This window comes from Pseudonocardia xishanensis (assembly GCF_039541715.1).
Classification (GTDB): Bacteria; Actinomycetota; Actinomycetes; order Mycobacteriales; family Pseudonocardiaceae; genus Pseudonocardia; species Pseudonocardia xishanensis.
Genome location: NZ_BAABGT010000032.1, coordinates 267,518 through 281,282, shown reverse-complemented (window position 1 = coordinate 281,282; position 13,765 = coordinate 267,518). Strand labels below are relative to the sequence as shown.

General features: G+C 72.4%; 11 protein-coding genes. 10 read left to right on the top strand and 1 reads right to left on the bottom strand.

Going from position 1 to position 13,765, the window contains the following annotated elements:
* The first annotated feature begins 17 nt into the window (after nucleotides 1-17).
* The 4 genes from ABD993_RS14350 to ABD993_RS14335 all read left to right on the top strand — a co-directional run bounded on the left by ABD993_RS14350 (nucleotide 18) and on the right by ABD993_RS14335 (nucleotide 5,400).
* A complete protein-coding gene (locus ABD993_RS14350; protein WP_345417298.1) occupies nucleotides 18-1,556 on the top strand; it encodes a phytoene desaturase family protein in 1,539 nt (512 codons plus the stop codon).
* A 1-nt stretch (nucleotide 1,557) separates the two neighbouring features.
* Nucleotides 1,558-2,544, top strand: a complete 987-nt coding sequence (locus tag ABD993_RS14345) for a quinone oxidoreductase family protein (RefSeq protein ID WP_345417295.1) — start codon at nucleotides 1,558-1,560, stop codon at nucleotides 2,542-2,544.
* 132 nt (nucleotides 2,545-2,676) lie between these two features.
* Nucleotides 2,677-4,674 carry an acetoacetate--CoA ligase gene (locus ABD993_RS14340; protein ID WP_345417292.1) on the top strand — a complete coding sequence of 666 codons (1,998 nt, stop codon included), beginning with the start codon at nucleotides 2,677-2,679 and terminating at the stop codon, nucleotides 4,672-4,674.
* 114 nt (nucleotides 4,675-4,788) lie between these two features.
* On the top strand, nucleotides 4,789-5,400 hold the full coding sequence (locus ABD993_RS14335) for a hotdog fold domain-containing protein (RefSeq protein WP_345417289.1): 612 nt from the start codon (nucleotides 4,789-4,791) through the stop codon (nucleotides 5,398-5,400).
* A 50-nt stretch (nucleotides 5,401-5,450) separates the two neighbouring features.
* Here the strand turns inward: ABD993_RS14335 and ABD993_RS14330 are convergent, their stop codons facing one another.
* Nucleotides 5,451-5,921 carry an acyl-CoA synthetase family protein gene (locus tag ABD993_RS14330; protein WP_345417286.1) on the bottom strand — a complete coding sequence of 157 codons (471 nt, stop codon included), beginning with the start codon at nucleotides 5,919-5,921 and terminating at the stop codon, nucleotides 5,451-5,453.
* Between the two features lie 657 nt (nucleotides 5,922-6,578).
* Between ABD993_RS14330 and ABD993_RS14325 the strand changes: the two genes are divergently transcribed.
* The 6 genes from ABD993_RS14325 to ABD993_RS14300 all read left to right on the top strand — a co-directional run bounded on the left by ABD993_RS14325 (nucleotide 6,579) and on the right by ABD993_RS14300 (nucleotide 13,736).
* Entirely contained in the window at nucleotides 6,579-7,742 is a 1,164-nt protein-coding gene (locus ABD993_RS14325) for an ABC transporter substrate-binding protein (RefSeq protein ID WP_345417283.1), read from the top strand.
* 97 nt (nucleotides 7,743-7,839) lie between these two features.
* Nucleotides 7,840-9,063, top strand: coding sequence for an amidohydrolase family protein (locus ABD993_RS14320; RefSeq protein WP_345417280.1), 1,224 nt, complete (start codon nucleotides 7,840-7,842; stop codon nucleotides 9,061-9,063).
* Nucleotides 9,060-10,322, top strand: a complete 1,263-nt coding sequence (locus ABD993_RS14315) for a CaiB/BaiF CoA transferase family protein (protein ID WP_345417277.1) — start codon at nucleotides 9,060-9,062, stop codon at nucleotides 10,320-10,322. The genes ABD993_RS14320 and ABD993_RS14315 overlap by 4 nt, the downstream gene beginning before the upstream one ends.
* Nucleotides 10,319-11,188, top strand: a complete 870-nt coding sequence (locus ABD993_RS14310) for a branched-chain amino acid ABC transporter permease (RefSeq protein WP_345417274.1) — start codon at nucleotides 10,319-10,321, stop codon at nucleotides 11,186-11,188. Before ABD993_RS14315 ends, ABD993_RS14310 begins: the two co-directional genes overlap by 4 nt.
* Complete coding sequence (locus ABD993_RS14305) at nucleotides 11,185-12,987, top strand: branched-chain amino acid ABC transporter ATP-binding protein/permease (protein WP_345417271.1); 1,803 nt, start codon at nucleotides 11,185-11,187, stop codon at nucleotides 12,985-12,987. The genes ABD993_RS14310 and ABD993_RS14305 overlap by 4 nt, the downstream gene beginning before the upstream one ends.
* A complete protein-coding gene (locus tag ABD993_RS14300) occupies nucleotides 12,984-13,736 on the top strand; it encodes an ABC transporter ATP-binding protein (protein ID WP_345417268.1) in 753 nt (250 codons plus the stop codon). Before ABD993_RS14305 ends, ABD993_RS14300 begins: the two co-directional genes overlap by 4 nt.
* Nucleotides 13,737-13,765: the final 29 nt, after the last annotated feature.

Genomic DNA, 13,765 nt, shown 5'->3' with positions numbered 1-13,765 from the left:
ACACGGAGAGTACGACGATGTCCGACCACGATGTGATCATCATCGGATCAGGCCTCGGTGGCCTGATCTGCGGGGCCATGCTCGCTGCCATGGAGGGCAGGAAGGTCCTCGTCCTGGAGCGCAACGCCGACATCGGCGGCAAGATCATGTCCTACGGCTACCTCCACGACCCGGACATCACCGAGGAGGAGTACAAGACGAGCCTCGCCGCGTGCGGGCACTCGAAGATCGTGTACTCCGACCCGGACTTCTCCACGATCGTCGAGAAGCACGGGCTGTTCAAGAACTACATCGTGGACACCGGCTGGCACCAGATGTCGGTCGGGCCGCGCAACCGCTTCGCCCAGATCGCCCAGGCGCTGGGCAAGAAGATCCCGATCTCGCCGACGGTCGGCTTCCTCTACTACGAGGACGGCCGGTTCCAGCAGATCAGCGCGATCGCCGCGGGCTGGCCCAAGGAGTCGCAGGCCGAGCGCCGCCGCGTCGCCTGGGAGACCTCCCGGATCTCGAAGGAGGAGTCGCACGCCTACGACCACGTCGACTACGACGCCTTCCTCAAGTCGCTGACCACCGACCAGCGGGTCATCGACTACTACGGCCTGATGGGTTGCTACTCGGCCGGGCTCAACGACCCGCGCACCGTCTCGGCGGGCGAGATCATCCGGGTCAACAACATGAACAACATGGCCGGGACGCACTTCCAGAAGGGCGGCGGCGGCGGCGTCGTCACCGGCGGCTTCAAGCACGTCGCCAACATCTTCGCCGAGGTCATCACGGAGAACGGCGGCGAGATCCTGACCTCCTCGCCGGTGCGCGAGATCCTGGTCGAGGGCAACACCGCGGTCGGCGTGCGGGTGAGGACCGAGGGCGGCGAGAAGGAGCTGCGCGCCCCGGTCATCATCAACAACGTGCCACCGCGCCACCTCGGCCGGGTGCTCCCGGACCAGTACTGGCCGCTCGACTTCCGCCAGCGCATCGAGTCGCAGTTCCCGCTCGCCGGGCTGCTCGGCTTCATGGGGCTCAGGGAGCCGATCGAGAAGGGTGACGGCAAGGCGGGCGACTTCAGCATCCGCAGGCTGCCCGGCACCGAGGAGCTCGGCGTGATCGGCGAGGCGTCGATCTTCTCGTTCGAGCAGACCTCGGAGGCGGACCCGACCCGTGCGCCCGAGGGCAAGTGCTTGCTCAACACGTGGATCTCGCTCTACCCGAAGAACCCGTTCGGGCCGTCGGAGATCGACAACGACGACCTGATCAACACGCTGATCGACCGGATCTACGACTTCTTCCGCGCGCAGTACCCGCAATGGGACGACGTCTACGAGTGGGGCTACTTCACCCGGGCCAAGGACATGTACGGCATGTCGATCTCGCCCGGCCAGCTCGGCGACCGTCGGCTTCCGGTCGTGCACCCCACACTGAAGAACCTGTTCCACACCGGCGACAACGTGGCCCAGTGGGGCATCGCGACGGACGGTGTCGGGCACGGTGCCTGCCTGACCGTGGGCGCGGTGACCGGCAAGGACTACACCCACCTGCTGGCGCCCTGGGGGCGCTGACGTGCGGGCCTACGTGGTCCGGGAGCACGACGGCGTCTGGTCGGCCTCCTGGGAGTCCGACCACCCCGAGCCGGTCTGCCCGGCGGACGGGGTCGTCGTCGAGCCCCGGGCCGCGGCCCTGGCCTGGAGCGACGTGCTGCAGCAGACCGGCGGCTACGTCGGCGCGGTGCCCGCCCCGCCCTTCGTCTCCGGGCACGAGCTCGCCGGGGTAGTGGTCGAGGCCGGGCCCGCGGCGGAGTTCGCGGTGGGGGAGCGGGTCTTCGGGTTCCTCCCCCGCCCGGGGGCGTTCGCCGAGCGGGTCGCGGCGTCCTCGGCGTTCGTCCGGCGCATCCCGGACGAGCTGACCGACCTCGACGCCGCCGCGATCACCACCTCGTTCCTCACCGCGGACGTCGGGCTGTTCACCGTCGGGCGGCTCGAGCCGGGCCAGTCGGTGCTGGTCCAGTCCGCGGCGGGCGGAGTGGGCCGCGCGGCGGTCCAGCTCGCCCGTGCGGTCGGCGTCGAGCTGGTCATCGCGACGGCGGGCAGCCCGGTGCGGCAGGCCGAGGCCGTCGCGCTCGGCGCCACGCGGGTGACCGGCTACGACGAGTTCCCGGAGGTCGTCCGCGAGCTCACCGGCGGTCGCGGGGTCGACGTCGTGCTGGAGTCGGTCGGCGGCGAGGTGTTCGACCGCAGCGCGGAGGCCCTCGCCCCGTTCGGCAGGTTGGTGACGATCGGTGCCTCCGCGGGCGTGCCGCCGCGGCGGCTCAAGCTGCCGTTCCTCTGGCAGCGCTCGGTGACCGTCGGCGGGCTGCACATCGCGAACCTGCTCGGCGGCTCGCCGGAGCTGCTGGAGCCCTCGTGGCAGCGGGTGCTCGGGCTGCTGGCCAAGGGCGAGCTCGACGCCGGGGTCGCGCTGGTGATCGGGCCCGACGAGATCCCGCGCGGGGCCGAGGCGCTGCGCGGACGGGCGGTGTCCGGTCGGGTGCTGCTCGACTTCACCCGCTGACCACCACCGGTCCGCGGGAGAGAACGACGAGAGGTGCCGTGTGGTGAAGGGACTCGAGAGCAGGACGGCGGTCGTCATCGGGGCGGCGGGCGGGATCGGGGCGGCCGCGGTCGCCCGGGAGGAGCGGAACCTGTGACGGACGACCCCGAGGTCGAGACCATCTGGTCGCCCGAGCGAGCGCGGGCGGACCGCACGTCGATAGCGGACTTCGCCCGTTGGGCCCGGTGGGAGAAGGGTGTCGAGCTGCCGTCGGCCACGGACTACGGCGCGCTGCACGCCTGGTCCGTGGGCGACCTGGACGGGTTCTGGGCCGCCGCGGCGGAGTACCTCGGAGTGATCTTCCACGATCGACCGACGGTGACACTGGGGGTCCGGACGATGCCCGGGGCGGAATGGTTCCCCGGGGCGACGCTCAACTACGCGGAGCACGCGCTTACTCCGGGTCCGGGGCGTGCGGACGCCGACCTCGCCGTCGTCTTCGCCCAGGAGGACGGAGGGGAGCGGCTCGTGACCCACGCCGAGCTGCGGGACCAGGTCGCCCGGGCGTGCACCGGGTTGCGGGCGGCGGGTGTCGAGCGCGGGGACCGGGTGGTCGCCCTCGCCCCGAACTCGGTGGAGACCCTGGTCGTGTTCCTCGCCGCAGCCTCGCTCGGTGCGGTGTGGTCCTCCTGCTCCCCGGACTTCGGCGCCCGGGCGGTGCACGACCGCTTCGCCCAGATCGAGCCCGTCGTACTGGTGGCCGTGGACGGCTACCGCTACGGGGGGAGGTCCTTCGACGTCCGGGCGACCGTGGCCGAGCTGGTGGAGCGGCTGCCGACCCTGCGTCGGACCGTCCTGGTGCCGCACCTCGACCCGGCGGCGGAGCTGGACGGGACCATGGGGTGGGCCGAGTTCACCGCGCAGACGGGACCGCTGGCCTTCGAGCCGGTGCCGTTCGACCACCCGTTGTGGGTGCTGTACTCCTCCGGCACCACCGGGCTGCCGAAGGGGATCGTGCACTCCCACGGGGGCATCGTGGTGGAGCACCTCAAGTCGCTGCGGCTGCACTACGACCTGCAGCCCGGTGAGCGGTTCTTCTGGTTCACCACCACCGGCTGGATGATGTGGAACTTCCTGGTCGGCGGGCTGCTCGTCGGCGCGACGGTCGTGCTCTTCGACGGCAGCCCCGGCCATCCGGACCTCGGCGCCCTGTGGCGGCTCGCCGAGCGGCACCGGATCACGGTCTTCGGCGTGTCGGCGCCGTACCTGCACTCGTGCCTGAAGGCCGGGCTGCGCCCGAAGGACACCGTCGACCTCACCGCGATGCGCGCGTTGGGCTCCACGGGGTCGCCGCTGTCCGCGGACGGCTTCCGCTGGATCGCCGACGCCGCGGGCGAGCACATCCAGATCTGCTCGGTCTCGGGTGGGACGGACGTCTGCGCGGGGTTCCTCTGTGCGGCCCCGACGGTGCCGGTCTGGCTGGGCGAGCTGTCGATCGCCGCCCTCGGTGTGGACGTCCACGCGTACGACGAAGCGGGTGAGTCTCTGATCGACGAGGTCGGCGAGCTGGTGATCACCCAGCCCATGCCCTCGATGCCGGTGCGCCTGTGGAACGACCCGGACGGCAGCAGACTGCGCGAGGCCTACTACGACCTCTACCCGGGCGTCTGGCGGCACGGGGATTGGGTGCGGGCCACCTCGAGAGGCTCGTTCGTGATCTACGGCCGCTCCGACTCCACCCTCAACCGCGGTGGGGTCCGGATGGGGACCGCGGACTTCTACGCCGTGGTGGAGGGGTTCGAGGAGGTCACCGACTCGTTGGTGATCGACACGACCACCCTGGGCCAGGACGGTGAGGGAGCCCTGCTGTGCTTCCTGGTGCTCCGCGCCGGGTCGTCCCTGGAGGCCGTCGAACCTCGGCTGCGCAAGGCCCTGCGCGCCGAACTGTCGCCGCGGCACGTGCCGGACCGGTTCCTGCTGGTCGACGCGGTGCCGCGCACGCTGAACGGCAAGAAGTGCGAGGTGCCGGTCAAGAGGATCCTGGCGGGGACGGCTCCGGAGCGCGCGATCAGCGCCGGGGCACTCCAGGACCCCGAGTCTCTGGCGCCGTTCCTGGCCCTCGCAGTGGCCGAACCCCGGCCCGGGGGCTGAGCCGTGCACCTGACCGGGACCGATCGGTGCGCTGCCGTTGAGCCCCGTCGCGACGCGGCCGTCCGCCTCGCCGACGCGGTCCGGCGGTTGTCGCACGCGGCGGTCGTCAGCGAGATGTCCTCGCTCGAGACGGACCGGGTGGCGGCGCTCGTCGAGGCGCTCGCCGACGATCTGTCCGCTCGGCGGCGGGAGTCGGGAACCGTCGGGTCGGTCGACGATCCAGCCGCCGGCGTGCGCATGTTCAACCCGGTGGTGGGCCCCGCCAGCCCGGTCGCACCCCGCTCGACCATGGAGGTCTGCGGCAGGGCGGTCGTCCTGCGGGTGACCCTCGACGTCGTCCACGAGGGCCACGTCGGGGTGGTGCACGGCGGTGTCATCGCCGCGCTGTTCGACGACCTGCTCGGCACGACGGCTTGCCTGCGTGTGTGGCCGAGCGTCACGAGCCGGCTGGTCGTGAGGTTTCGCAGGCCGGTGCCGGTGTCCGTGCCGCTGGTCCTGCGGGCGGTCCTCGAGAACGTCGACGGGCGGACCATGGAAGTGCGCGGAACGGCGTTTGCGGAGAGCGAGCCCGAGGTGGTCCTGGCCTCGGCGGAGGCCAGTCTGGTCGAGCTCGACGCCGACCAGGCTCGACGGATGCTGGGCTCCGATGTTCGCGTGGCGGGCCGAGCCTTGCCCGACGTCCTGTGGCCGAGGGGAACGACCAGAGCCGCGAACCGTCAGGCCTGAGCCAGGGTGCCCTGAGGGAGCATCCGGACGGAGTCGACCACGGCGGCGAACTACGCCGTCTCGAGCGCGGCAGCCGGACGGGCCATGCCGTTGACGAGGGTCACCAGCGCGCCTATTGCGAACTCCGGCGGGACCGCGAGGTCGTCGGACGTCCGGCAGATCGTATCGACGACGCTCAGCAGCCTTCGCGTCGAGGCGCGCCCCTCGGCGAGCTCGGGGATGCCGGCGGATCTCGATGGGGGCGGTGAGGACGCGTCCCACGCCGCTGGGAGTGCGCCGTCGACGAGCAGCCCTACGAGGACGTGGAACTCCCGCGGGGGGATCCTGCACGTCCCGACCTCTGTGCACACCCGGTCCCCGGGCGGGACCCCGCGCCGGACCGGGTCCTGGGCCGCGGCGCGGGTCCAGCGCTCGAACTCGCCGTAGGTCACGCGGCGTCCCTCGAACAGGACCAGCTCCCGGTCGGGATGGGCGGTGGCGCAGTCGACAAGGAGCTGGGCCAGATCGGCCTCGCTCCACACCCGAAGCTCGGTAGCCGGCACGCCGGTACCGCGTGGCGAGGCCCGCAGGGGTCGCTTCTGTCGTCATCGACGAGCTCCTGATGCGGGGATGGGCTCGAACGGGGTGGCACCCGACGCTATCCAGTTAATCAGGACTAGGCAAGGTGGCCCCTTCTCGTGGAGTTCAACGCTGCGGAAGAGTGCCTTGTCCTCGCGGTGAACTCGCGCTAGGTTGCGGGAACCAAACAGTTGGTTCATCCTCCCGGGCGACACCCGGCCCGGCCCGGCCCAGCACGCTCCTCGACGAGGGAGAGGCTCGATGACGAGTCCCGTGTTCCGGCCGTCGTGCGTCGTGGCGCGCCGCCCGCCCATGCCTTCCGTCGACCATCCGCCTGCGACCATCCGCCTGCTGAGGCCCGGCATGGGAGTCGCGGAGACACCTTCCGTGAGTTCGGCGGCCTTGCGGTGGCCGCGCAGCGCTCGGCGCCGGGCCGACGAGCAGGCCGAACGGCTCCCGGCGGACGGCACGGTGTCCGGCTTCGGGGGCACCACCCATAACCGGACCCCTGAGGTCCACCGTCCCGGCGACACGCCGGGACGTCTGACGAAGAGGAACGCGAGGACACGATGATGTGGAGTCGTGCACGACGGTCGAGGGCCGGTCTCCCGGCCCTCGCCGTGGCAGCCGTACTGGGCCTGGCGGCATGCGGGTCGTCGCCCTCGGCTCCCGCCGACGGCGCGAGTGCCGAGCCGTACCAGATCCTGGCGGTGATCTCCCTGAGCGGGCCCGCGGGATCCGTCGGGACCGCGCAGCAGCGGGGCCTGCAGGCCGCAGCGGAGGTGATCAACGCCGAGGGTGGGATCCAGGGCCGGAGGATCGAGACGACCGTGGTCGACGACGGCGGTGACCCGACCAAGGCGGTCTCGCTGCTGCAGGAGCGGCTGGCGGGCGGGACGCTGCCCGACCTCGCCGTGCACGGCACCACGAGCACCGTGGCGCTCGCGCTGCTGCCGGTGCTCACCCGGGCCGGAGTGCTCTCGGTCAGCTTCCCGTCGGACAGCCGGGTGAACGACCCGCAGGCCTTCCCGTACGCCTTCGGGGCGAACGCGCCCTCGGCGGTGCAGGCGGAGGGCGTGAGCAAGGTGGTCGTCGACCTCAAGCCCCGGAAGGTCGCCGTCCTCACCCCGGACGACGCCTTCGGCACGACGATCGGCAACACGATCAAGCGCGAGCTCGACGCCGCGGGGGTCCCCTACGCGGCGGAGTCCTTCCGGACGAGCGACGTCGACCTGACCCCGCAGGTGGAGCGGCTCAAGGCCGCCGACCCGGACATCTTCCTCTACTCGGCGCTGGGCGCCTCGTCGTCGCTGGTGCTGCAGGCGGTCGAACGGACCGGTCTGGAGGTTCCGCTGATCGGCGACAACCAGGTCGCCACCGCACCGATCACCGGCGTCTCGCCGGAGACGGTGGCCAGGCTGAAGGTCTACGCGACACCGATCATGGTCCCGCCGCCCGCGGGTACCGAGACCAAGGGCTACACGGCGTTCATGGACACGATCAAGGCGCAGGGCCAGATCGTCACGGCGCTGAACCTCTACTCGCACCAGTACGACGTGGTCCAGATGGTGAAGCTGGCGGCCGACCAGGCGAAGTCCACCGACCGGGACGCGGTCGTGGCGGCGCTGGAGTCGCTGCAACAGCCGCCTGAGGGCGAGCGCCCCTACGTCACCTACCCGACGATGTCGTACTCGAGGACCAGTCACTTCCCGGACGTCAAGCCGGGCGACTTCGTGCTGACCCAGGCCGCGCAGCTGCAGAACGGGCAGTTCCCGCAGGCCTGAGGCCCGTGCTCGGGAGGGCTCGGCCGGGGTCCTGGCCACTCGGCCCCGGCCGGCCTACCCTGTAGCCAAACGGTTGGTTCCTCACAGTGGAGTGATCATGAACGTTCCGATGTTCGACGCCGACCAGCACTACTACGAATCCGACGACGCCTACACGCGCTACCTCCCGAAGCGGTTCCTCGACGAGGGCCGGGCCGTGCGGGTGGTCCGCAGCGAGGACAAGCAATACGGCCGGATCTTCTTCGGCGACCAGAAGATCACCTTCTTCGGCACCAACCCGGTCGAGACGACCGGGCACCCCGGCGCCCTGCTGGAGTACTTCCGCTCGGGCGGTGGCACGGGCAACGCACTGACCCACAAGGGCGTGCTGAACGCCGACGACCTGCCCGAGTCGCGGGACCGGGCGCGCAGGCTCGCCTGGCTGCGCGAGCAGGGGGTCGAGGGCACCCTGATGTTCCCGACCAGCGCGGTCGGCGTGGAGTATCAGCTCCAGTCGGACGTGGAGGCGATGAACGCGACGCTGACCGCGTTCAACCGGTGGTTGGAGGACGACTGGGGCTTCGGCAGCACGGAGAGCCCGATCTACTGCGCCCCGCTGCTGAACCTCACCGACCTCGACTGGGCCCTCGAGGAGCTCGACCGGGTGCTGGCGCGCGGGGCCAAGGTCGTGCACCTGCGGCCCGGGCCGGTCGGGCTGACCCGTTCGCCCGCCGATCCCGTGCACGACCCCTTCTGGGCCCGGTGCGCCGAGGCCGGCGTCCCGGTCGACTTCCACCTGGGCAACAGCGGTGAGACAGACTACTACTCCGGGCTCTGGGGCGAGCGCCGCGATCTCCCGCAGCACCGGTTCAGCCCGTTCCAGCGGGTGACCAGCTTCGGTGAGCGCGCGATCGGGGACACCCTGCTGGCCCTGGTCACCCACAACCTGTTCGGCCGGGTGCCCGACCTCAAGGTGATGTCGATCGAGCACGGTTCGGAGTGGGTCCGGCCGCTGCTGAAGAAGATGGACCGGGCGGCGCGGATGTGCGGGCCGAAGGACTGGCCGTTCGGGGTGGTGACCGAGCGTCCGCGCGAGATCTTCAAGCGACACGTGCTGGTGTCGCCGTTCCCCGAGGACGACATCATCGGGCTGGTCGAGCTCCTCGGGCCCGACGCGGTGGCGGCGGGCTCGGACTGGCCGCACCCCGAGGGCGAGGTCGTGCCGCGCGACTACGTGGCTCGCATCGAGGGCAGGCTGCCCGAGGGCGACCTGCTCAAGGTCATGCACGACAACACCGCCACGGCGCTGGGTCTGCCGCTGGCCGCACCGGTCGCGTCGTGACCGGCCCCGCTCCGGCCGGTCCCGGGGCGGGTGAGCTGCGGTCCTTCCGGGCCCTGCGGGTGGTCGAGCTGGGCACCTGGATCGCGGCCCCGGTCGCCTCCGCCCTGCTCGCCGACCTGGGCGCGGACGTCGTGAAGGTGGAGCCCCCCGCGGGCGATCCGGCCCGACGCTGGTTCGCCGCGATGGGCGTCGCCGACGGCGACGACGAGGTCCAGCCGACGTTCGCGCTCGACAACCGGCGTAAACGAAGCATCGAGCTGGACCTGACCGACCCGACCGCGCGGGCGGAGCTCGACGGGCTGCTCGGCGAGGCCGACGTCATGGTGACGAACATGCGGCCCGGTAGAGCGGGCGAGCTCGGCCTGGGGCCCGCCGAGCTGGTCGAGGCGCACCCGCGGCTGGTGGTCGCGACCGTCACCGCCGCGGGGTCGCGGGGGAAGGAGGCGGACGAGCGCGGGTACGACGTCGGGCACTTCTGGGCCCGCAGCGGGCTCGCCCACCAGCTCGGGGTGACCGCCCCGCTGCACGCGCCCGGCGGATACGGCGACCACGTCACCGGGCTCGCGCTGTTCGCGGCGATCCTGGCGGGCCTGCACGAGCGCCAGGTCACCGGGCGCGGCGGGGTGGTCGAGACCTCGCTGCTGCGCGTGGGCAGCTGGGTCGCCAGCCCCGACCTCGCCGTGCTCGGCACGCTGGGGCGGGTCCGTGCCGTGCCCGCCCGCGAGGCGGCGCCGACCCCCCTGGTGAACAGCTACCGGACCGCGGACGACCGGTGGTTCTTCCTCACCTGTATCGAGGCCATGCGCCACCTGGCCCGGGTCTGCGAGGCCGTCGACCGCCCCGAGCTGCTCGCCGATCCTCGCTTCGCCGACGCCCGCTCGCTGAACCGGCACCGCCGGGAGCTGATCGCCGAGCTGGACGCGGCGTTCGCGGCCGAGCCGCTGTCCTACTGGGCGGAACGGTTCCGGACGACCGGGGTCTGGTGGCAGCGGGTGCAGACCCCCGCGGAGGTCCTCGTCGACGACCAGCTCGTCGAGGACGGGGCGCTGGAGCCCGTGGACGTCGGCGGGGGCACCACGGTGCCGATGCTCACCTCGCCGGTGTCGGTGTTCGGCCACCGGGAGCCCGGGACCGCCCGCGCGCCCGCGCTCGACGACTACCGCACGACGCAGTCCTCCCGACCGACCGCCGCCACCCCACCGCAGCAGGACGATCCACTGTGGTCGACCGTGGCGCCGACCCGAAGGCAGGCTCCATGACGAGTCTCTACTCCGGACTCGCGATCGGCGCGGTGTACGCGCTGGTGGCGATGGGTTACAACGTCGTCTTCCTCGCGTCCGGCGTGTTCAACTTCGCCCAGGCGCAGTACGTCACCCTCGGCGGCTTCGTCGGCGCCGTCGCCGCGGGCGCCCACGGCGCGCCGATGTGGGTCGTGGTGCCCGCGGGCGCCGTCCTCGGCGGGCTCGCCGGGGCCCTGCAGGAGCGGCTCACCATCCGGCCGATCCGCGGCGGCGACGGCGGCGGGCACAACGAGCTGATCACCACCATCGGGGTCGCGGTCCTGATCGAGGGACTGGTCCTGGTGTTCTTCGGGCCCGACCCGCTGTCGGTCCCATTCCCCGGCGGGGCCCAGCCGATCACGCTGCTCGGCGGCACCGTGCTGCCGGTGGAGATCGCGCTCGTCGTGGTGGCGGTGCTGGTCGCGGCCGCGCTCGCGCTCTTCCTGCGGCGGACGTCCTGGGGGCTCGCCGCCCTGGCGTGCGCCGAGGACCGCGACGCCGCGCGGCTGCGCGGCATCGACGTGCGGACCGTCGCGGTCGGCGCGTTCGCGCTGGCGGGGGCACTGGGCTTCGCGGTGGGGCCGCTGGTGGCGAGCAAGACCCTGGCGGTGTTCAGCCTCGGGACCGCGGTCGCGCTGAAGAGCTTCGTGGCGCTGGCCCTGGGCGGCTTCGGCAGCCAGGCGGGGGCGCTGTTCGGCGGGTTCGCCATCGGGCTCGTCGAGGCCGCGACGGTCCGGTGGCTGGGCACGGAGTTCGGGCTGCTGGCGGTCTTCGTCCTGCTGCTGGGCGTGTTGCTGGTGCGGCCCAACGGAATGTTCGGCAACGCCGCGGGGAGGCCCGCGTGAGCGCCCTGGTGGCCGGGGTCACCCGGCGCGGGTACCTGCTCGCGGCCCTCGCGGCGGTCCTGCTGCTGTTCGCCCCGCAGCTCGGCGCGGGGCCGTTCCTGGTCCGCCAGATCATGGTGGCGGCGGTGTTCGGCCTGGTCGTGATCGGGCTGAACCTGGCCTGGGGGTACGCGGGCGTGCTCGCGCTCGGCCACGTCGCCGTGTTCGCCTGCGCCGCCTACGCCACGGGCATCGGGGCGAAGGCGGGGCTCGACGGCACCGTCACGCTGCTGGTCACCCTGCTGGCGGGGTTCCTCATCGGGCTCGCCACCTCGATCCCGGGCCTGCGCCTGGGCGGCTGGTCGCTGGCCATGGTGTCGTTCTTCCTGATCCTGCTCATCCCCGACCTCGTCCGGATCCTCGGCGACGTCACCGGCGGGACGGCGGGGCTGTCCGGGATCCCGCAGCTCACGCTGTTCGGCACGCAGGTCGCCGACGCGACGCTCTACGTGGTCGTCGTGCTAGCCGTGGTGGTCTGGGTGGCGTTGCTGCGCAACATCACCACGTCGCGGCACGGCGCCGCCCTGCTGGTGCTCAAGCAGAGCCCGGTGCTGGCGGGCAGCCTGGGGATGTCGGCGTTCCGGCTCAAGGTCACCGCGGTGACCGTCGGGGCCCTGCCCGCCGCGACGGCGGGCTGGCTGTTCGCCTACCTCGACGGGTTCATCGCCCCCGAGTCCTTCGGCTTCGGCCTGGCCGTCACGCTGCTGGCCATCTCGATCGTCGGGGGCAGCCAGAGCTTCTACGGCGCGGTCGTCGCCGCCTTCCTGGTCCAGGTGACCATGCTGCGGTCCTCGGCCTTCGACCAGTTCGCCCTCGCCGTCAACGGGCTGGTCCTGGTGCTGTTCGGCATCCTGTTCGCCGATGGCATCGCGGGCGGCGTCGCCCGGCTCACCGCCGCGCTGCTCCGGCGTCTTCCCCCCGCTCCCCACACGGGGGCGGCCGTCGGGGAGGTCGGCGAGGTTCCGGAGCTGCCGGGGCTCCCGCTCACGGTGGCGGGCGTCGGCAAGACCTTCGGCGGCAACATCGCGCTGCGCGGGGTCGACGTGCGCGCGGAGCCGGGCCGGGTCACGGCGCTGATCGGCGCGAACGGCTCGGGCAAGACGACCCTGCTCAACTGCGTCTCGGGCCTCTACGTCCCCGAGCAGGGGCGGATCACGTTGGGGGCGACGGACCTCACCCCGCTCGGCGCAGCCCGGATCGCCCGCGCCGGGGTGGCCCGCACCTTCCAGACCCCCTCGATCCCGCGCAGGCTCACGGTGCGCGAGGTCGTCGAGACCGCCCGGTTCGCCCGGCCCTACCTGCCGATGTGGGCGGCCGCGCTGCGGCTGCCCGCGCTGCGCAGACGTGGCCGCGAGGACCGCGCCGAGGCAGACCTGTGGCTGCACCACGTCGGGCTGTCGGACGTGGCCGACGAGCGCGCCGAGTCGCTGCCGCTGGGACGCAGACGGCTGCTCGAGGTGGCGCGCGCCGCCGCGGCGCGGCCCTCGCTGCTGCTGCTCGACGAACCCGCGTCCGGGCTGCACGAGGACGAGGTGCACGACCTCGAGCGAGTGCTCGGCCTGCTGCGGGCGGCGGGCACCACCGTCGTGCTCGTCGAGCACAACTTCCCGATGGTGCTGCGGGTGGCCGACCGGATCCACGTGCTCGAGCTCGGCGGACTACTCGCCAGCGGCACCCCGCACGAGGTCAGCACCTCCGAACGGGTCGCCGAGAGCTACCTCGGCACCTCCACCCCGATCCTCGCGGAGGACCCGGCATGAGCACCGCCACCCCGACCGGTCTGGTCCTCGACCGGTTGGTCTCGGGCTACCGCGACCTGAGCGTGCTGCACGGCCTCTCGCTCACCGTGCGGCCCGGTTCGGTGCACCTGGTCCTGGGGCGCAACGGCGCGGGGAAGTCCACGACGGTGCTGACGGCCGCGGGGCTGATCCCGGCGACCCGCGGCACCGTGCACGTCGACGGCCGGGACGTGACCCGGCTGCGGGCACATCGCCGGGTCGGGGCGGGCCTGGGGCTGGTCCAGGAGAACAAGCGCGTCCTGCACCAGCGCACCGTGGAGGAGAACCTGCTCATCGGCGGGTTCACCGTACGCCGCGACCACGAGCTGCGCCGCAGGCGGATCGAGGAGCAGTACGTCCGCTTCCCGATCCTCGGCGAGTTCCGCGAACGCCGGGCGGGCGACCTGTCCGGCGGCCAGCAGCAGATGCTCGCGATCGCGCAGGCGCTGATGGGCGGCCCGAGCCAGCTCATGCTCGACGAGCCCTCCGCGGGGCTCGCCCCGATCGTCGTCGAGGCCGTGTTCGCGGAGATCCGCAGGCTGGCCGACGCGGGGCTCGGCGTGCTGCTGGTGGAGCAGACGCTGGACCGGGCGCTGGCGATCGCGGACGAGGTGTCCGTGGTCGAGGACGGCCGGGTGGTCCGCTCCGGCGACGCCGCGACGATCGACCGCGACGCCGTCCGCGGGGTCTACCTGGGCACGGCGGCGCCGAAGGGCGCCGCCACTCCTTGACCCCGGTTCCCCCTGCACCTAGGGTGGAA

What these genes read in the sequence shown, in the direction of transcription:
- ABD993_RS14320 (WP_345417280.1), top strand. Translation starts at nt 7,840, where the DNA reads ATGAACGTTCCGATGTTCGACGCCGACCAGCACTACTACGAATCCGAC.
- ABD993_RS14350 (WP_345417298.1), top strand. Translation starts at nt 18, where the DNA reads ATGTCCGACCACGATGTGATCATCATCGGATCAGGCCTCGGTGGCCTG.
- ABD993_RS14300 (WP_345417268.1), top strand. Translation starts at nt 12,984, where the DNA reads ATGAGCACCGCCACCCCGACCGGTCTGGTCCTCGACCGGTTGGTCTCG.
- ABD993_RS14310 (WP_345417274.1), top strand. Translation starts at nt 10,319, where the DNA reads ATGACGAGTCTCTACTCCGGACTCGCGATCGGCGCGGTGTACGCGCTG.
- ABD993_RS14335 (WP_345417289.1), top strand. Translation starts at nt 4,789, where the DNA reads ATGTCCTCGCTCGAGACGGACCGGGTGGCGGCGCTCGTCGAGGCGCTC.